At 53.1% G+C, this 18,218-nt stretch carries 18 protein-coding genes, 2 rRNA genes and 1 other annotated feature; all 20 genes read right to left on the minus strand.

Going from position 1 to position 18,218, the window contains the following annotated elements; genetic code table 11:
• Positions 1-149: 149 nt before the first annotated feature.
• Entirely contained in the window at positions 150-575 is a 426-nt protein-coding gene (gene rplK, locus AP057_RS04110; protein ID WP_044746824.1) for a 50S ribosomal protein L11, read from the minus strand.
• A 241-nt stretch (positions 576-816) separates the two neighbouring features.
• Positions 817-1,350: a transcription termination/antitermination protein NusG gene (nusG, locus tag AP057_RS04115; protein ID WP_055358134.1), complete on the minus strand. Its 534-nt coding sequence runs from the start codon at positions 1,348-1,350 to the stop codon at positions 817-819.
• A 112-nt stretch (positions 1,351-1,462) separates the two neighbouring features.
• Entirely contained in the window at positions 1,463-1,645 is a 183-nt protein-coding gene (secE, locus tag AP057_RS04120) for a preprotein translocase subunit SecE (protein WP_033017257.1), read from the minus strand.
• 297 nt (positions 1,646-1,942) lie between these two features.
• A complete protein-coding gene (gene sigH / locus AP057_RS04125; RefSeq protein WP_033017272.1) occupies positions 1,943-2,593 on the minus strand; it encodes an RNA polymerase sporulation sigma factor SigH in 651 nt (216 codons plus the stop codon).
• A gap of 70 nt (positions 2,594-2,663) precedes the next feature.
• The gene (locus tag AP057_RS04130) at positions 2,664-3,176 is read right to left on the minus strand and encodes an NYN domain-containing protein (protein ID WP_055358135.1); all 513 of its coding nucleotides are present in this window, start codon (positions 3,174-3,176) and stop codon (positions 2,664-2,666) included.
• 3 nt (positions 3,177-3,179) lie between these two features.
• Positions 3,180-3,917 (minus strand): 23S rRNA (guanosine(2251)-2'-O)-methyltransferase RlmB, encoded by a 738-nt coding sequence (gene rlmB / locus AP057_RS04135; RefSeq protein ID WP_033017258.1) that lies wholly within the window; start codon positions 3,915-3,917, stop codon positions 3,180-3,182.
• A complete protein-coding gene (locus AP057_RS04140) occupies positions 3,917-4,339 on the minus strand; it encodes a Mini-ribonuclease 3 (protein ID WP_033017259.1) in 423 nt (140 codons plus the stop codon). The genes rlmB and AP057_RS04140 overlap by 1 nt, the downstream gene beginning before the upstream one ends.
• A gap of 3 nt (positions 4,340-4,342) precedes the next feature.
• The gene (gene cysS, locus AP057_RS04145) at positions 4,343-5,752 is read right to left on the minus strand and encodes a cysteine--tRNA ligase (RefSeq protein WP_033017262.1); all 1,410 of its coding nucleotides are present in this window, start codon (positions 5,750-5,752) and stop codon (positions 4,343-4,345) included.
• Positions 5,730-6,440, minus strand: a complete 711-nt coding sequence (cysE, locus tag AP057_RS04150; RefSeq protein ID WP_230581422.1) for a serine O-acetyltransferase — start codon at positions 6,438-6,440, stop codon at positions 5,730-5,732. The genes cysS and cysE overlap by 23 nt, the downstream gene beginning before the upstream one ends.
• 24 nt (positions 6,441-6,464) lie before the next feature.
• Positions 6,465-6,703 (minus strand) — a binding site (T-box leader).
• Positions 6,704-6,778: 75 nt separating this feature from the next.
• A complete protein-coding gene (gene gltX / locus AP057_RS04155; protein ID WP_033008710.1) occupies positions 6,779-8,248 on the minus strand; it encodes a glutamate--tRNA ligase in 1,470 nt (489 codons plus the stop codon).
• 106 nt (positions 8,249-8,354) lie between these two features.
• Positions 8,355-8,837: a 2-C-methyl-D-erythritol 2,4-cyclodiphosphate synthase gene (gene ispF / locus AP057_RS04160; RefSeq protein WP_033008623.1), complete on the minus strand. Its 483-nt coding sequence runs from the start codon at positions 8,835-8,837 to the stop codon at positions 8,355-8,357.
• Between the two features lie 14 nt (positions 8,838-8,851).
• A complete protein-coding gene (gene ispD / locus AP057_RS04165; RefSeq protein WP_033008621.1) occupies positions 8,852-9,538 on the minus strand; it encodes a 2-C-methyl-D-erythritol 4-phosphate cytidylyltransferase in 687 nt (228 codons plus the stop codon).
• A gap of 21 nt (positions 9,539-9,559) precedes the next feature.
• The gene (locus AP057_RS04170; protein ID WP_033008620.1) at positions 9,560-10,654 is read right to left on the minus strand and encodes a PIN/TRAM domain-containing protein; all 1,095 of its coding nucleotides are present in this window, start codon (positions 10,652-10,654) and stop codon (positions 9,560-9,562) included.
• 285 nt (positions 10,655-10,939) lie between these two features.
• Positions 10,940-12,310, minus strand: coding sequence for a DNA repair protein RadA (gene radA, locus AP057_RS04175; RefSeq protein ID WP_033017265.1), 1,371 nt, complete (start codon positions 12,308-12,310; stop codon positions 10,940-10,942).
• 75 nt (positions 12,311-12,385) lie between these two features.
• Positions 12,386-14,821, minus strand: coding sequence for an ATP-dependent protease ATP-binding subunit ClpC (gene clpC, locus AP057_RS04180; RefSeq protein ID WP_033017266.1), 2,436 nt, complete (start codon positions 14,819-14,821; stop codon positions 12,386-12,388).
• Positions 14,818-15,909 (minus strand): protein arginine kinase, encoded by a 1,092-nt coding sequence (locus AP057_RS04185; RefSeq protein WP_033017267.1) that lies wholly within the window; start codon positions 15,907-15,909, stop codon positions 14,818-14,820. Before AP057_RS04185 ends, clpC begins: the two co-directional genes overlap by 4 nt.
• Before the next feature lie 4 nt (positions 15,910-15,913).
• Positions 15,914-16,462 carry a UvrB/UvrC motif-containing protein gene (locus AP057_RS04190; protein WP_033008611.1) on the minus strand — a complete coding sequence of 183 codons (549 nt, stop codon included), beginning with the start codon at positions 16,460-16,462 and terminating at the stop codon, positions 15,914-15,916.
• A gap of 14 nt (positions 16,463-16,476) precedes the next feature.
• Entirely contained in the window at positions 16,477-16,938 is a 462-nt protein-coding gene (ctsR, locus tag AP057_RS04195) for a transcriptional regulator CtsR (protein WP_033017268.1), read from the minus strand.
• 274 nt (positions 16,939-17,212) lie between these two features.
• A 5S ribosomal RNA gene (gene rrf / locus AP057_RS04200) occupies positions 17,213-17,329 on the minus strand.
• Positions 17,330-17,647: 318 nt separating this feature from the next.
• A 23S ribosomal RNA gene (locus AP057_RS04205) occupies positions 17,648-18,218 on the minus strand; the annotation flags it as partial.

Genomic DNA, 18,218 nt, shown 5'->3' on the forward strand with positions numbered 1-18,218 from the left:
ACGATCAAACAACCTTCGCTTCTTTCGAAGGCGAACCATTCAGCAGACAGCGACCTTCTGAAAAGGACTGTCCTTCATTCATAAAAGACTTTTTTGCCCATGGAGAGAGAGGTTGCGGAATACGCAACCCCCCGGACAACAAACCAGCCTTAGTCTTCGATCACGATGCCCATGCTGCGAGCCGTGCCTTCAATCATACGCATGGCTGCTTCAATGCTCGCTGCATTCAAATCCGGCATTTTCAATTCAGCAATCTCGCGCACTTTGTCACGTTTGATCGTCGCTACTTTGTTGCGGTTCGGTTCGCCGGAGCCCGATTCGATGCCCGCCGCTTTTTTCAACAGTACAGCGGCCGGCGGCGTTTTCGTGATGAATGTAAACGAACGGTCTTCAAAAACCGTAATTTCAACCGGAATGATCAAGCCTGCCTGGTCAGCGGTACGGGCATTAAACTCTTTGCAAAACGCCATAATATTAACACCGGCTTGACCTAACGCAGGACCTACTGGCGGCGCCGGATTTGCTTTCCCTGCAGGAATTTGCAGTTTGACGATCTTGATTACTTTTTTCGCCACGAGACACACCTCCTTAAGTCCGTGATGTGGTATTAGGGATTGCCCCTCCCACTCCATCCGGCTCCGATCTGACGAGCCGCTTTCATATCTCCCGTTTCGGCCGGGAGGATTAGCGCATCAAGCACGTTCGCTCCCTTATACAGCACGTATAAGTTCATCGCTGCATGCCTTGTCTAAGATTCAAGACATACTGACTTTAAAATAGTATCACTTTTCAACAACGATTGCAAGTTCTTTTCCATTAGATTTTTTCTATTTGCGAAAACTCCAATTCCACCCGTGTTTCGCGGCCAAACATATCGACAAGCAGCTTCACCTTATGTTTGTCGAGGTCAATCACCTCAATTTTTCCAGTGAAGTTGGCAAACGGCCCTTCTTTAATCCGAACCGTTTCATTCACCTCGTAGTCGACATCAATCTCAGTAAGCGGCATGCCCATCCGCTTCAAAATCATTTTGACTTCTTCCTCCATGAGCGGCGTCGGTTTCGAACCAGCCCCGCTCGAACCGACAAATCCGGTCACGCCCGGCGTGTTGCGCACGACGTACCACGAATCGTCGGTCATGATCATTTCGACAAGCACATAACCGGGGAACACTTTCTTTTTCGTCGTTTTCCGTTTGCCGTTTTTGATGTCCGTTTCCGTTTCTTCCGGGACGACAACACGGAAAATCTTGTCTTGCATTCCCATTGATTCAACGCGTTTCTCCAAATTGGCTTTCACCTTATTTTCGTATCCCGAATATGTATGGACGACATACCAGTTTTTCTCCATCAGCGAGCCTCCCTAGGGCGGTTTTCATTTTGTTTTCTGCGCAAAACAAAAACCCGTTTCCGGGTTCCATGTTCGCACGATTATCTTTCATTATAGCATATCATCCGCCCGCTTATTCAAATACAAGGCGAATCAACTGCGAAATGCCGAGGTCGACAACGGCGAAAAAGATGGTGAAAAACGCCACCGTAGCCAATACGATTCCCGTATAGTTCACTAGTTCTTTCCGGCTCGGCCAGCTCACTTTTTTCAACTCCCGCACGACTTCTTTGAAAAAGTTGATTACTCGCTGCATCCCTCGTACCTCCACGATTGATCAAAACTGTCCCCACCGCCTGCTTCGTCTCGCGATGGACGGTATGATTGTTGCTCATCGAACAAAACTTGTTGGCCGCCAAGCGCCTGCACCAAGGCAACCGGCCTGTTTTGCAGCCGTGCAGTTTCGGCTCCCGCATTGCGCGCGAGCCAACGTTGCTCGTTAACATAAACGTTTGACCGTTCCCGCGAGATGTCCATAAAAATTTATCATATCAGCATTTCCGCTGTCAATGCCATCTTTTGGCCTCCGTTCGGCCATCGGCCGATGCACCGCCTACAAACTGATTTCCCGATATTCCAAATATTTCTCCAACTTCCGTTTGACGCGCTGCAAGGCGTTGTCGATCGATTTGACATGGCGGTTTAACTCTTCGGAAATTTCTTGGTACGAGCGCCCGTCCAAATACAACGCGAGCACTTTCCGCTCCAAATCGCTGAGCAATTCCGCCATTTTCAGCTCAATATCGTCAACTTCCTCGCGGTTGACAATCAGCTCTTCCGGGTCGGTCACCTGCGTGCCGGACAACACGTCCATCAGCGTCCGGTCCGACTCGTCGTCGTAAATCGGCTTGTCCAAGGAAACGTAAGAGTTGAGCGGAATGTGCTTTTGGCGGGTCGCGGTTTTAATCGCGGTAATCATTTGCCTCGTGATGCATAGTTCTGCAAACGCTTTAAATGAAGAGAGCTTGTCCCCCTTAAAATCGCGGACTGCCTTGTACAGCCCGATCATCCCTTCCTGCACAATGTCCTCGCGGTCAGCCCCGACTAAAAAGTATGAGCGGGCTTTGGCGCGCACAAAGTTTTGGTATTTGTGGATCAAAAAATCAAGCGCTTCTCCATCCCCTTCGTGAACAAGTGTAACAAGCTGTTCATCCTCTAAATGTTTATAATCCTTTGGCTTGTCTACTTTTAAGCATTCCCCCACGCTGATCCCCCCCGACCGCATCAATCGCTAACATTTATTATACAGTGCAAATTTTTACAGCGTCAACCGCTCATTTTTGCCCTCTCCGCCATTTTTCAAAAATTTCGGCAACTCTGTCATTGAGCGGCACTTTCAAGGTCGGGGTATGCTGCTTCATTGACTGCAACTTTTTTGAAATATCCCGCTCCACCTCTTCGATTTCGTGCAGAAGTTCGCGCGCCGATTTGCGCAAGGCGCCTTGACCGAACACCGTCCATTGTTCCGTATAATCCGATGTCGCGACATACACTTTGGTGCGCGCGTTGATGAGCGTTTTCGCCAACCGCTCAATCCGTTCGTCCGCTGTCTCATTTTCCTTTGTAAAAATGACATCGATATCGTAGTTTTTATACTTTTTCTCGTTTCCCTGCACGAGATGGGCGTCAAACACGATCACGACGTGATCCCCGGTGAACCCTTTGTAATCGGCCAGTTTGTCAATCAACAAATCCCTTGCCGCTGCCAGATCGCCTTCCTCTTTCAGCCGGCGCAGCGCCGGCCATGCCCCGATGATGTTGTAACCGTCGACAATTAAAACGTTCATCGGCTATTCCCCTAGCGGATACCGCTTTCGGTACACCTCGTACATGAGCAAACTGGCGGCGACAGAAGCGTTGAGCGAAGTGACGTGCCCCCGCATCGGCAGCCGAAACAAGAAATCACACTTTTCCCGCACTAACCGGCTGATGCCTTTTCCCTCGCTGCCGATGACCAGCGCCAACGGCATCGTGCCGTCAAGGAAGCGGTAGTCATCTTTGGCGTCTGCATCGGTGCCAGCCACCCAAACGCCCCGCTCTTTCAGCTCGTCGATCGTCCGCGCCAAGTTCGTCACGCGCGCGACCGGAACGTGCTCGATCGCTCCGGTTGACGCCTTCGCTACGGTCGGCGTCAACCCCACCGACCGCCGTTTCGGGATGATGAGCCCGTGCGCTCCGACCGCATCTGCGGTGCGCATAATGGCGCCCAAGTTATGCGGGTCTTCGATTTCGTCCAAAATGAGGAAAAACGGCGCTTCTTCCCGTCGGGCGGCGCGGGCAAACAAATCGTCGACCTCGTAATAGCGGTATGCGGCCGCCTGGGCGATCACCCCTTGGTGCACCCCGTCAACCATTTGGTCAAGCTTGCGCTTCGGAACATATTGGACGAGCACGCCCCGCCGCTTCGCCCATTCGAGGACAGGCTCGACGGCGTGGCGCTGCGCTCCTTCCGCGATCCAGATTTTATTGATGTCGCGCCCGGATTTGAGCGCCTCGATGACCGGGTTTCTGCCGATAATGTAATCCATCATTCCAACGCCCTTTCTTCCCTTTCAATAATCGCAAATGAACGGCCGATTAACTCGTCGACCCGCCGGCCGTTGTCCTGTAAAAAATGATAGCCGATCAACGCTTCGAACGCGGTGCTGTGCCGGTATGTCTGCACATCCGTATTTTTCGGAATCGTGCCTGATTTCGCGTTGCGGCCGCGGCGGACGATGGCTTGCTCCTCTTCCGTCAACACGCCTTCATCAAGCAAGGTTAAAATGACTCTTGCTTGCGCCCGGGCCGACACGTAGCGGATCGCCCGCCGATGCAGCTCGTGCGGCCGTACGCTGCCCATCGCCAGCAAGTGGCGGCGCACGTACACTTCATAAACCGCATCGCCAATATAGGCGAGCGCCAAGCCATTTAATTGTTTGACATCATGAACGGTCTCAAACTGCGCCATTGCTTATGATCCCCGTTTCCATCTTGTCCCTTGAGGCGTATCTTCCAAAATAATGTTTTTGGCCTTCAACTCGTCGCGAATGCGGTCAGCCAGCGCGAAATCGCGGTTTTTCCGCGCTTCGTTGCGCTGTTGGATCAGCGCCTCGATTTCCTCATCAAGCAGCTCTTCTTGCTTTGGCTTTGGATCGAGGCCAAGCACGTCCATCAACTGTTCAAATTCACGCAAAAAGGCGCCAATAACGGTTTCCGATGTCGTCTTTTCCTGCAAATACAAGTTCGCTTGTTTCGCCAGCTCAAATAGAACCGCAATGCCGTTCGCCGTGTTGAAATCGTCGTCCATTTCGCGGATGAACGATTCGCGGACCGCAGCGATGCGCGACAGCCATTTGTCATCGTCGTCGGTTAAATTCGTGCTCGCTCCGAGCCGGTGCTGCAAGTTGCCATATGCCGTCCTTAAGCGTTCGAGCCCGCGCCGGGCGCTCTCGAGCAGCTCTTCGCTGTAGTTGATCGGATGGCGATAGTGCACCGACAACATAAAGAAGCGCAGCACTTGCGGGTCAATCTGCCGGATGATATCGTGGACGAGCACGAAGTTGCCGAGCGACTTCGACATTTTTTCGTTGTTAATATTTAAATACCCGTTGTGCAGCCAATATTTCGCAAACGGTTTGCCGGTCAAAGCCTCTGACTGGGCGATTTCGTTTTCATGGTGCGGGAACGTCAAATCTTGGCCGCCGGCGTGGATATCGATCGTATCGCCTAAATATTTGCGCGCCATCGCCGAGCATTCGATATGCCAACCCGGCCGCCCTTTCCCCCATGGACTGTCCCAACAAATCTCTCCTTCTTTCGCCGCTTTCCAAAGGGCGAAATCGAGCGGGTCGTCTTTTTTCTCGCCGACTTCGATGCGCGCTCCAGCCTGCAATTCATCGATCGATTGGTGCGACAGCTTGCCGTAACCGGGAAACTTGCGCGTCCGGTAGTAGACGTCGCCATCCACCTCGTACGCATACCCCTTGTCGATGAGCGCTTGGATGAATTCGATAATCGTCCCGATATTTTCTGTCACGCGCGGGTGGATGTCCGCCTTTTTGCAGCCAAGCGCCTGAATGTCTTCAAAATACGCCTCGATAAACCGCTCGGCAATCGCCGGAACGCTTTCGCCAAGCTCGCGGGCCGCCTTAATCAGTTTGTCGTCGACATCGGTAAAATTGGATACGTACGTCACGTCGTAGCCGCGGAACTCCAAATAGCGGCGGATCGTGTCAAAGACGATGGCGGCCCGGGCGTTCCCGATATGGATATAGTTGTAAACGGTAGGACCGCATACATACATTTTGACCTTGTTGGGCTCAAGCGGCTCAAACGGTTCCTTTTTTCGCGTCAACGTATTATAAAGCCGGATGCTGCTCATACTCGCTCTTCCTTTCTTGCTGTTTCAATGCCTCCAACTCGCTTTTCAGCCGGACGATCTCCTCTTCAAGCTCCCGGAACCGGTCAGCGATCGGATCTGGCAGGTCGGTGTGGTTCAAATCTTTTTTCACTTTCACTCCATCACGCACAACCACGCGGCCCGGAATGCCAACGACGGTTGAGTTGGGCGGCACGTCTTTTAACACGACCGACCCGGCGCCAATTTTCGAGTTTTCGCCGATCGTAATCGACCCGAGCACTTTCGCGCCGGCAGCGATCAAACAGTTGTCTTTGATCGTCGGGTGCCGCTTCCCTTTTTCTTTCCCTGTCCCTCCTAATGTGACCCCTTGATAGACCGTGACATTGTCGCCGATTTCGCACGTTTCGCCGATCACCACACCCATGCCGTGGTCGATGAAAAAGCGGCGGCCGATTTTGGCGCCCGGATGAATTTCAATGCCGGTGAAAAAGCGGCTGATTTGCGAAATCAACCGGGCAAGAAAGTAAAATTTCCGTTTGTAAAGCGCATGAGCGATCCGATGCGCCCAAATGGCATGCAGACCGGAGTACGTTAAAATGACTTCCAGGTAGCTTCTTGCCGCCGGGTCTTGCTCAAAAATGACCTCAATATCCTCTTTTAACGTTTTAAACATCATGTCCTCCCTCCATCCCTCTAAGTTGTTTTGAATAAAAAAGCGTCCCTGTGCCGAAGACACAGAGACGCTTTTGGCGCGGTTCCACTCTGTTTAGCGAAACGGGAAAACGCCGTTTCACTCACTCGAGTCCGATAACGGAGAGGCTCCGCTCCTCTCTACTGCAGAACGTCTCTGTTCCGGTTCGAAAGGAGACTCCGAGGCGCATTTCGGATAACGCCGGGCATAAGCCGCTTCCAGCCAAGGCGACTCTCTCTGGGATGACGGCGTTTCCTACTTCTCCTCGTCAACGCTTTTTCACTATGCGCTTGTTCAACCGATAAACTTTGTATTATTATACCACACGCACTACGCAAACGTGCACACCTATTCCGCTAAAATTTTTCTTGCAGCGCCCGCTCGAGCCGCTCGATTACTTTTTGTTTGCCGAGCAGCTGAATGGCAAACGGAAGCTCCGGCCCGTGCGTTTGCCCGGTCACCGCGGCGCGAATTGGCATAAACAGCTTTTTCCCTTTTTGTCCGGTCGCCTTTTGCACCGCCTTAATCGCCGCTTTAATTTCGTCGGCTGTAAACGGGTCGAGGTCCCGCACATGGGCCAAAAAGGCCGAAAGCACGTCGGGCACTTGTTCTTCGGCGAGCACTTGGCGCGCCTCATCTTCGTATTCGACTTCTTCCTTAAAGAACAACTCGGACAACGGAACAATCTCCGCCCCGTAGCTCATTTGCTCTTGATACAGTGCGATTAAATCGCGCGCCCACTGCCGCTGTTCGTCGCTCATGTCCGCCGGCAAGCGCCCGGCTTTCACCAAATGCGGCAAAGCCAATTCGACGAGCCGGTCCAAATCGAGTTTTTTGATGTATTGATTGTTCATCCATGTCAGCTTTTTCGTGTCAAACATCGACGGCGACTTTGACAGCCGCGAAACGTCGAAGATGCGGATGAGCTCGTCTTTCGAAAAAATTTCTTCCTCCCCTTCCGGCGACCAGCCTAAGAGGGCGAAAAAGTTGAACATCGCTTCCGGCAAATAGCCGAGCTCTTTGTATTGCGACACGAACTGAATGATTGACTCATCGCGCTTGGACAACTTTTTCCGCTGTTCGTTGACAATCAACGTCAAATGGGCAAACTGCGGCGGCTCCCAGCCAAAATATTCATACACCATCAGCTGCTTCGGCGTGTTGGACAAATGCTCCTCACCGCGGAACACATGGCTGATCTCCATAAGGTGGTCGTCGATGACGACGGCAAAGTTGTACGTCGGAATACCGTTCGCCTTCACAATGACCCAATCGCCGATATCTTTCGATTCAAACGTCACTTTGCCGCGCACCAGATCGTCGACTTCGTATGTTTTCCCTTCCGGCACCTTGAGGCGGATCGTATACGGCTTGCCTTGCGCCTCAAGTTCCGCGACCTGTTCCGGCGTCAAACGGCGGCACTTGCCGCTGTATTGCGGAGCGGCGATGCCGGCCGCACGCTGCTCCTCCCGCTCCCGCTCAAGCTCTTCCGGCGTGCAAAAACATTTGTACGCATGTCCTTGCTCGAGCAGTTCGTCCACATACTTCCGGTATATATCAAGCCGCTCCGTCTGGCGGTACGGCCCATAGCCGCCATCTTTATCAACGGACTCGTCATAATCGATGCCGAGCCATTGTAAGTTTTCGAGCTGCGACTGTTCGCCGCCTTCCACGTTCCGTTCGATATCCGTATCCTCGATGCGGACGATCATTTTTCCGCCGTGATGGCGAGCAAACAAATAGTTAAACAGCGCGGTCCGCGCCCCTCCGATATGCAAATGGCCGGTCGGGCTCGGCGCATAGCGCACGCGCACATCTTTTGCCATCGTCCAACCCTCCACTTTCATCCAAACTTGTACCCTTATTGTACCGTTTATCGCGGCAAAGTTCAAAACGGACGGCTCGCCCCATTCGGCGCCTAACGGTTGCGCCTTACTCCCCGCTCTTTTTAAGCAACACGACCGCTTGGGCGGCAATGCCTTCCCCGCGCCCGGTGAACCCGAGTTTTTCCGTTGTCGTCGCCTTGACGTTCACTTGTGTGCGCTCGGCTTCAAGCAGGCGGGCGATCACGGCTTTCATCTCCTCAATGTACGGAGCCATTTTCGGCTTTTGAGCGATAATCGTACAGTCGGCGTTCACCAATGCATACCCTTCCTTCCGGACGAGCGTCCATACGTGCGCCAACAATTCGGTTGAGTCCGCGTCTTTATAGCGCGGGTCATCATCAGGAAAATGCCGTCCGATATCGCCGGCGCCAATCGCTCCAAGGCACGCGTCCGCCACCGCGTGGAGCAGCACATCGGCATCCGAATGGCCGAGCAGCCCTTTCTCATGCGGAATATGTACGCCGCCAATGATAAGCGGACGCCCTTCAACGAGCTGGTGAACGTCAAACCCTTGTCCGATGCGAAACATGTCTTCACCTCCGTTTACTCTGCGACGCGGCTCGCTAAAATCGCCTCGGCAAACAAAATGTCTTCCGGAGTCGTCAGTTTAATGTTGCGGTAGTCCCCTTCTACAATTTTCACCGGCTTGCCGAGCCGCTCGACGAGGCTGGCGTCGTCCGTGCCAAGATAGCCTTCCCGTTTCGCAGCCTCATGCGCCTCGGCGATCAAAGACAGACGAAAAGCTTGTGGCGTCTGCACCGCCCACAAGCTGGAACGATCAATCGTCTGTTCGACAAACAAACCGTCCACTTTTTTGATTGTGTCTTTCACCCGCACAGCCGGGACCGCTGCCCCGTATCGGGCGGCTGCATCCGCCAGCTCATGCAAATGGCGGACGTGAATAAACGGGCGGGCGCCGTCGTGGATCAGGACAATGCCCCGTCCCTCTAACGCCTGCAGCCCGTTATAGACGCTATGTTGCCGCTCCTCGCCGCCCTCAGCGAACGCTGCCACTTTTTTGATACGAAAACGAACGACAAGTTGCTCAAAGCGGCTTCGCTCCGCCGGATTCACGACAAGCACGACGCGGGCGCACCGTTCATCGCGGTCGAACACCTTCAGCGTCCGGACGATGAGCGGTTCGCCGCCTAGTTCAATAAACTGCTTATTCATACCGGCGTTCATCCTCTTTCCTTGTCCGGCCGCCAAGACAATCGCTTCGTAGTTCATTGGACGTTTCCCCTGTTCTGTTTACAGCGCTTTTTGCAACAACTTCAGCTTGGCAAAAATCATTCTCCCCGCAGATGTTTGTAACACGCTGGTGACTAGGACGTCAACCCGTTTGCCGATATATTCTTTGCCGTCTTCGACAACAATCATCGTTCCGTCATCCAAGTAAGCAACGCCCTGGTTATGTTCCTTTCCGTCCTTAATGACATGCACATTCAGCTCCTCGCCCGGCAGGACGATCGGCTTGACGGCATTAGCCAAATCGTTGATATTAAGGACGCGCACGTTTTGCAGCTCACACACTTTGTTCAAGTTGAAATCGTTTGTGACGACGACGCCTTGAAGCTGTTTGGCTAGTTTGACGAGCTTGCTGTCGACTTCTTGCACATCGCTGAAGTCGGCCTCATGAATTTCCACCTTCATCGCCATCTCTTTTTGAATGCGGTTTAAAATATCCAAGCCGCGGCGGCCGCGGTTTCGCTTCAGCACATCGGAGGAGTCGGCGATATGCTGGAGCTCCTCTAACACAAAACGGGGAATGACAAGCGGGCCTTCCAAAAACCCGGTTTGGCAAATGTCCGCGATCCGCCCATCGATGATGACGCTTGTGTCCAAAATTTTCACCGCTCCACCTTTCGGCGCCTCGTTCTCGGTTTCTCCGCCTTTTTTCTTTGTCATTCGATTGGAAAGAGAAAATAAGTTCATCAGCTCATTCCGTTTCTTTAAGCCGACACGAAACCCTAAATAGCCAAGCAAGATCGTCAAAAAAATCGGCAGCACCGTGTTCAACACTTGAATTCGAAACGATTGCAGCGGCATGACGACCAAAAACGCAATAATAAGACCAAAAATCAGCCCGAGGCTGCCAAACAGCACGTCAGCAGCAGGCGCCCTTACCAATGTTTCCTCGACCCAGCGCACCATGTCCACAACATAATCCACAAGCCAAAACGTCAACAAAAAGAAAAGAACAGCGCCCAACACCGCCAACGTATAGGAATTATGGATGAGCGGCATGCCGCTTACATTCAACAGCGCAAGCAAATCAGGCAAAAACATGGCGCCCAGCGTTCCGCCTACGGCGAGAAAAAATAGTTGTACGACACGTTTGACCATCGGCTCATCTTCACCTCCCTATCTAACATTATAAACAGTTTCCAATGTTTGAAACCAACCGAAACCCAATTTTTAACCATTTTTGAACATTCGACATCCGCTTGTAACAATTCGCGCTGGACGCCCGTGCACAGCGGAAGGACGTTGCCCCCCTATATATATTTACGTTGTTCGAAACAAAAAGTTCGGTCATTTCATGCAAAACATGATCGGGGCGGAGCAAGAGGATGCTTTAGCGAGCGCCCCCAGCCGTTTCCTATTTGCCCGTTCCCCCGAAGAAAGCGTTCAAATCATCGTGTGCTCGAGCGCCTCAGCCACATGGGAAACGCCGATCACCTGAACGCTTGCCGGCGGCTGCCAACCTGCCAAATTGTTTTTCGGTACAATGACACGGGAAAAACCTAGTTTGACAGCCTCTTGCACACGCTGTTCAATGCGGGAGACACGCCGCACTTCCCCGGTCAACCCGACTTCACCGATAATGACGTCGGTCGGATTGGTCGGCCGATCGCGAAAGCTTGAGGCGATGCTGACGGCGATGGCTAGGTCAATGGCCGGCTCATCAAGCTTCACTCCGCCCGCCACCTTCAAATAGGCATCTTGGTTTTGCAACAGCAGCCCGACCCGCTTTTCCAATACGGCCATAAGCAACGACACGCGGTTATGATCGAGGCCGGTCGCCATCCGCCTCGGGTTGCCGAAGCTTGTCGGCGAAACGAGCGCTTGAATTTCCACCAGAACCGGGCGCGTCCCTTCCATGGCCGCCACCACCGTCGAACCCGCCGCCCCGTGCGATCGCTCTTCCAAAAACACTTCGGACGGATTTTCCACTTCCCGCAGCCCGATGTCGCGCATTTCAAAAATACCGATTTCATTCGTCGAACCGAAGCGGTTTTTCACCGCCCGCAAAATGCGGTACGTATGATGCCGCTCCCCCTCAAAATAAAGGACGGTATCGACCATATGCTCGAGAATGCGCGGCCCGGCGATCGCCCCTTCTTTCGTCACATGGCCGACGATAAAAATGGCGACGCCTTTTGTTTTGGCGATTTTCATCAACTCAGCGGTGCACTCGCGCACTTGGGCGACACTGCCCGGCGCTGACGTAATATCCGTCCGGTACACCGTCTGGATTGAATCAATCACGACACAGGAGGGCTGAATCGTTTCAATCGCTGATACAATATATTCCAAATTCGCCTCCGCTAACACATACAGATGATCGGACTCGGCGCGAAGGCGCCCAGCGCGCAGTTTTACCTGTTTGACGGATTCCTCGCCCGATACATACAACACTGTATGCCTAGCCGCCAGTTGCGCTGAGGCCTGCAGCAACAGCGTCGACTTGCCGATGCCGGGGTCGCCGCCGATTAAGACGAGCGACCCTTTGACGATCCCCCCACCGAGCACTCGATTGAACTCTGCACTGTTCGTTTCGATGCGCGGCTCTTGCACCGCGGCAACGGCAGTAATCGGAACCGGTTTAGCGGACCCGGACGGCTCCGAATGGAGAAATGCCCCACGCACAGCGGTTCTGACCGGCTCGATTTCCTCGACGAATGAGTTCCACGTTTGGCATCCCGGGCAGCGGCCGAGCCACTTCGCCGATTCGTATCCGCACTCTTGGCAAACAAATTTCGTCTTCTTTTTCGCCATTGAACTAACCCTTTCTCTCTTGTGTTCCATATGGAAAAAAGGTATGGGCAGCATCGTGCCGCATACCTTTTTTCATCACATCACGGCCTGTTTTGCCAATACGACAAATTCCCCATCTTTCACATCAACGACGACTTTTTGTCCTTTGGCGATCGTGCCTTTTAACAGTTCTTCGGACAAACGGTCTTCAATATGTTTTTGCAAAGCGCGGCGCAACGGGCGAGCCCCGTATTCCGGATCGAAACCTTCAGCAGCGATTTTCTCAATCGCCGCCTCCGTCAATTCAAGGTCAATATCTTGCTCTTTCAGCCGTTTCACCAGCGTATCAGCCATCAGACGGACAATTTGTTTTAGATGGTCTTTTTCAAGCGAATGGAAGACGATAATTTCATCGATCCGGTTCAAAAACTCCGGACGGAACGCTTTTTTCAGCTCATCCATGACCTTGCTTTTCATGTCTTTGTATTGCTGGTTTCCATCCTGGATGTTAAAGCCGACATACTTGTTCCGCTTCAAAGCATCCGCGCCGACGTTCGATGTCATAATGATGATCGTGTTGCGGAAGTCAACCGTCCGCCCTTTCGAGTCAGTCAACCGCCCGTCTTCGAGCACCTGCAGCAAGATGTTAAACACGTCCGGATGCGCTTTTTCCATCTCATCCAACAGAACGACCGAGTATGGCTTGCGACGCACTTTTTCGGTCAGCTGACCGCCTTCTTCGTAGCCGACATACCCCGGCGGCGAACCGATGAGCCGCGATGTCGAGTGTTTTTCCATATACTCGGACATATCGATGCGAATGAGGGCATCTTCATCTCCAAACATTGCCTCGGCCAATGCACGGGCCAATTCCGTTTTCCCGACGCCGGTCGGGCCGAGGAAAATGAACGAACCGATCGGGCGTTTCGGGTCTTTGAGGCCAGCCCGGGCGCGGCGCACCGCTTTGGCCACCGCTTTGACCGCCTCGTCTTGGCCGACGACGCGCGAATGCAAAATTTCTTCCAGTTTCAACAGCCGCTCGGTTTCCGTCTCGGCCAGCTTCGATACCGGAATCCCGGTCCAACTCGAGACGACCGCGGCAATGTCTTCGACCGTCACTTCCAAATTTTCTTGGCCTTGTTTTTCTTTCCACGCACGTTTCGTTTCTTCAAGCTCTTCACGCAGCCGCTGCTCCATATCACGCAGCGACGCCGCTTTTTCAAATTCTTGGCTTTGCACGGCCGCATCTTTCTCTTTTCGCACTTCTTCAAGCTTTTGCTCCAGTTCTTTCAGTTTCGGCGGCGCCGTGAACGAACGGAGACGCACTTTCGAGCAAGCTTCATCAATCAAGTCGATCGCTTTATCCGGCAGGAACCGGTCGGTAATATACCGGTCGGAAAGTTTGACTGCCTGAATGATCGCCTCATCGGAAATCGAGACGCGATGATGCGCTTCATACCGGTCGCGCAGCCCTTTTAAAATTTGAATCGACTCTTCAACTGTCGGCTCATCGACGTGAATCGGCTGGAAGCGGCGCTCGAGCGCAGCATCTTTCTCAATGTATTTGCGGTATTCATCAAGCGTTGTCGCACCGATACATTGCAATTCTCCACGCGCCAAGGCCGGCTTTAAAATGTTCGACGCGTCGATGGCCCCTTCGGCTCCGCCAGCGCCGATTAACGTATGGAGTTCATCGATGAACAAAATGATATTGCCCGCCTGGCGAATTTCGTCCATCACTTTTTTCAGCCGGTCTTCAAATTCGCCGCGGTATTTCGTCCCGGCGACGACCGTCCCCATATCGAGCGTCATGACCCGTTTGTCGCGCAGCGTTTCCGGCACTTCGTTGTTGACGATTTGCTGGGCCAATCCTTCCGCGATCGCTGTTTTTCCAACCCCCGGTTCACCGATGAGCACCGGGTTGTTTTTTGTCCGTCGGCTCAACACTTCAATAACACGCTGAATTTCTTTGCTGCGGCCGATGACCGGATCAAGCCGCCCTTCGCGGGCAATCGCCGTCAAATCGCGGGCAAGGCTGTCAAGCGTCGGCGTGCTTACATGCGAAGCCCCCCCACCGCCGTGGCCCGATACCGATTCATTGCTGCCGAGCAGTTGCAACACTTGTTGGCGCGCCTTGTTCAAGCTCACCCCGAGGTTGTTCAGCACGCGAGCGGCCACGCCTTCCCCCTCGCGGATCAAGCCAAGCAAAATATGCTCCGTGCCGACATACGAATGGCCAAGTTTCCTCGCTTCGTCCATTGACAGCTCGATCACTTTTTTCGCCCGCGGCGTGTAATGGAGCGTATGGGACACTTCATTGCCGCGGCCGATGAGCGATTCGACTTCTTTTTGGATTTTATCCGGGTCAAGTCCAAGCGCCATGAGCGCTTTAGCAGCGATTCCTTCCCCCTCACGGATCAGCCCAAGCAAAATATGTTCGGTTCCGATATTGTTATGGCCGAGGCGGATGGCTTCCTCTTGCGCCAACGCCAGCACTTTTTGCGCCCGTTCCGTAAATCTGCCAAACATCATCGTTCATCACCCTCCATCTTTCTTCGTGTTTCCATCCTTAAGCGTTCCCGAATCAACGCCGCCCGGCGGACATCCCGTTCCTCAGGGCGAAGCACCCCTCCGGCATATTGTTGCAAAAATCCTGGCTGCGTCAAAATCATCAGCTCATTTAAAATGTTGCGCGAGACGTTTTTGATATATCCTAAATCGATCCCTAAACGCACATCCGACAGGCATTGCGCCGCCTCCTTCGAATCGATGACGCGGCAGTTGGCCAATATGCCGTATGAACGGAATACCTTGTCTTCTAATTGTATGCCCAACGTTTTCACTAATGCCTGGCGAGCCGCCCTTTCTTGGGCGATGAGCTGCTCAACGATCGTATGCAAATCAGCGACAATATCTTCTTCTGATTTTCCGAGCGTAATTTGGTTCGAAATTTGGAAAATGTTCCCTAAAGCCTCACTTCCTTCCCCGTACGTGCCGCGGACGACGAGTCCCAACTGGTTGATGGCAGGGATGATGCGGTTGATCTGCTGCGTCAGCACCAGCGCCGGAAGATGCATCATCACCGACGCCCGCAACCCCGTTCCGACGTTCGTCGGACAGCTCGTTAAGTAACCAAGCCGTTCATCGAACGCATAGTTGACATGCCCTTCAATCCAATCATCCAACTCGCTCGCCGCCTCAAGCGCCTCGGCAAGCTGAAGCCCTGGAAACAGACACTGAATGCGGATATGGTCTTCCTCGTTGATCATAATGCTGATTTCCTCATTTTCCGAAAGCAGGCAGGCGCCAAACGGCGAATCTTCAGCCAAATGCGGGCTGATTAAGTGCTTTTCCACCAATACCCGTTTTTCAATCGGTTGAAGCTCCGACATTTTCAACAGTTCAAACCGTCCCGCTTCCCCATACGGACGATGGACGAACGCGCGCTCAAACAAGGCAACGATTTGTTTCGCCTCTTCGCTGCTAAACAGCGTTGGGAAACGAAAATCAACAATATTGCGCGCCAGCCGGATGCGGCTGCTCAACACGATGTCCGAATTCGGCCCCTCCTGGCTCATCCAAGCGCTGACCGCTGTGTTGAAAAACTTTCCAAATGACATACCGCTACATCTCCCCCTCTCCACGTCGGCGAAGTTCGTCCTCTAACGAACGAATCTGGTCGCGCACCTCGGCCGCCCGCTCAAATTCCTCGCGGGCAACTAATTCCTGAAGCTTTTGTTTCAACGTGGCCAGCTGCTTCCGCAAATGGAGGACGCCGCCTTTTCGCTTCGGAATTTTCCCTGAATGAGCAGTATTTCCGCTATGAAGCCGTTTTAAAATCGGCGGAAGGTAACGGGCAAACGTCCGATAGCAGTCGGCGCAACCGAACCGCCCAATTTGCGTAAACTGGTGGTATGTCATTTGGCACGTCTCGCATTGAAGCAAATCCGGATTCGGGAACGCATTGGCCGTCACTTCTTTCATCGGAGCTTGAAAGTTGAGAAGCCCCGCTAACAAATTGTTGAGCGGAAAGTCGTCATGGCCATAGAGCATAAACGTATGACCATGTTCTTTGGCGCATTGCTCGCAAAGGTGAAATTCCGTTTTTTCCCCGTTGACTATTTTCGTAAAATGCATCGTCGCCGGGCGTTGCTTGCATTCTTGGCAAATCAATGCCTTCCCCTCCCCTACTTATACTTTAGCGACGTCAGCATCGCCTTTAACATGCGCGCCCGCAGTTCATCCCGCTCGGGCAAATCGATATATAAAACGGAGCGATCCATCACGCTCAACATCATTTTCGCTTCCCGCTCCGAAATCACCTTTTCTTCCATAAGTCGTTTTATCACATCTTCGGCGCTCGACTGGCTGATGCGGTGGTCGATCAGCTCGAGCAACTGGTCAATCAGCTGCGCCTCGCTTTTCGTCTTTACTTTCATAATGCGGATATAGCCGCCGCCACCGCGCTTGCTTTCAACAATATATCCGCGCTCGAGCGTGAATCTCGTGTTGATGACATAGTTGATTTGCGAGGGAACACATCGGAATTTATTAGCAATTTCACTTCGTTTAATTTCAACGATGTCTTGGTCGCTCATATTGAGTACTTGCTTCAAATATTGCTCGATAATGTCGGAAATGTTTGGCACTCTACCTCCCACCTTCCTCACAACCAAGCTGCTCCCTGCCCAATAATAAACGGGCATTCCTTGGGAAGAAGCATCACCGCCATCTTGTTGACTTTGACTATATTTGACCTTGCTTTTACTATACAATGTATGACGAAAAATTGCAAGGGCTACCGAAACAAGGGAGACTATCTATAGAATATCCGTTTTTTCGCCCAGTAAAACGCTTCTCGGTCAGATAAACGAAAAAGCACGCTTTTTCTCCTAATGAAGAAAAAGGCGTGCTTTCTGCTTAGCCTAGCAGCGACCTACTCTTGCAGGGGCGCTGGCCCCAACTACCATCGGCGCTGGAGGGCTTAACTTCCGTGTTCGGGATGGGAACGGGTGTTTCCCCTCCGCTATCACCACTAGGCCATATGAGGTTGTCAGGAATTCGTTCCCTGAAAACTAGATAACCGTTTCAGGAAGAAGCCGGGGCGCTTTCACTTTTCATTGTCTAGCTCCGGCTCGCCGCCGCTCGGGGTCAAATAACCTTCCCCCTCGGGGTGCTAGCACCCCTGCGGGTGAAGAACATTTGCCCGTCGCGGCGAACCGCTCGCCTGCGCTTTTCGCTGTCTAGTTCCGGCCGCCATCGGCTCGCGACGCTTCGGTCCTGCTGCGGCGGGCTAAGCCCGCTCGCAGGCCCTCCAGCGCGCCTCGCCGATAAGCAGGCGGCCTCCACTTTTCTTGTTAGGTTAAGCCCTCGATCGATTAGTATCCGTCAGCTCCACGTGTCGCCACGCTTCCACCTCGGACCTATCGACCTCGTCATCTTCGAGGGATCTTACCCGCCTGACGCGGTGGGAAATCTCATCTTGAGGGGGGCTTCACGCTTAGATGCTTTCAGCGCTTATCCCGTCCGCACATAGCTACCCAGCGGTGCCCCTGGCGGGACAACTGGTACACCAGCGGTGCGTCCATCCCGGTCCTCTCGTACTAAGGACAGCTCCTCTCAAATTTCCTGCGCCCGCGACGGATAGGGACCGAACTGTCTCACGACGTTCTGAACCCAGCTCGCGTACCGCTTTAATGGGCGAACAGCCCAACCCTTGGGACCGACTACAGCCCCAGGATGCGATGAGCCGACATCGAGGTGCCAAACCTCCCCGTCGATGTGGACTCTTGGGGGAGATCAGCCTGTTATCCCCGGGGTAGCTTTTATCCGTTGAGCGATGGCCCTTCCATGCGGAACCACCGGATCACTAAGCCCGACTTTCGTCCCTGCTCGACCTGTCCGTCTCGCAGTCAAGCTCCCTTGTGCC

Origin of the sequence: Geobacillus sp. Sah69, from assembly GCF_001414205.1 — a bacterium.
In the GTDB taxonomy this organism is placed as follows: Bacteria; Bacillota; Bacilli; order Bacillales; family Anoxybacillaceae; genus Geobacillus; species Geobacillus stearothermophilus.

What these genes read in the sequence shown, in the direction of transcription:
- AP057_RS04140 (WP_033017259.1), bottom strand. Translation starts at nt 4,339, where the DNA reads ATGGCGCAGTTTGAGACCGTTCATGATGTCAAACAATTAAATGGCTTG.
- clpC (WP_033017266.1), bottom strand. Translation starts at nt 14,821, where the DNA reads ATGATGTTTGGCAGATTTACGGAACGGGCGCAAAAAGTGCTGGCGTTG.
- secE (WP_033017257.1), bottom strand. Translation starts at nt 1,645, where the DNA reads ATGCAGCGAGTAATCAACTTTTTCAAAGAAGTCGTGCGGGAGTTGAAA.
- rlmB (WP_033017258.1), bottom strand. Translation starts at nt 3,917, where the DNA reads ATGGATTACATTATCGGCAGAAACCCGGTCATCGAGGCGCTCAAATCC.
- radA (WP_033017265.1), bottom strand. Translation starts at nt 12,310, where the DNA reads ATGGCGAAAAAGAAGACGAAATTTGTTTGCCAAGAGTGCGGATACGAA.
- gltX (WP_033008710.1), bottom strand. Translation starts at nt 8,248, where the DNA reads ATGGCAAAAGATGTGCGCGTGCGCTATGCGCCGAGCCCGACCGGCCAT.
- AP057_RS04130 (WP_055358135.1), bottom strand. Translation starts at nt 3,176, where the DNA reads ATGAACGTTTTAATTGTCGACGGTTACAACATCATCGGGGCATGGCCG.
- nusG (WP_055358134.1), bottom strand. Translation starts at nt 1,350, where the DNA reads ATGGAGAAAAACTGGTATGTCGTCCATACATATTCGGGATACGAAAAT.
- cysS (WP_033017262.1), bottom strand. Translation starts at nt 5,752, where the DNA reads ATGAGCAGCATCCGGCTTTATAATACGTTGACGCGAAAAAAGGAACCG.
- AP057_RS04185 (WP_033017267.1), bottom strand. Translation starts at nt 15,909, where the DNA reads ATGTCATTTGGAAAGTTTTTCAACACAGCGGTCAGCGCTTGGATGAGC.
- ispF (WP_033008623.1), bottom strand. Translation starts at nt 8,837, where the DNA reads ATGTTTCGCATCGGACAAGGGTTTGACGTTCACCAGCTCGTTGAAGGG.
- AP057_RS04170 (WP_033008620.1), bottom strand. Translation starts at nt 10,654, where the DNA reads ATGGTCAAACGTGTCGTACAACTATTTTTTCTCGCCGTAGGCGGAACG.
- ispD (WP_033008621.1), bottom strand. Translation starts at nt 9,538, where the DNA reads ATGAACTACGAAGCGATTGTCTTGGCGGCCGGACAAGGAAAGAGGATG.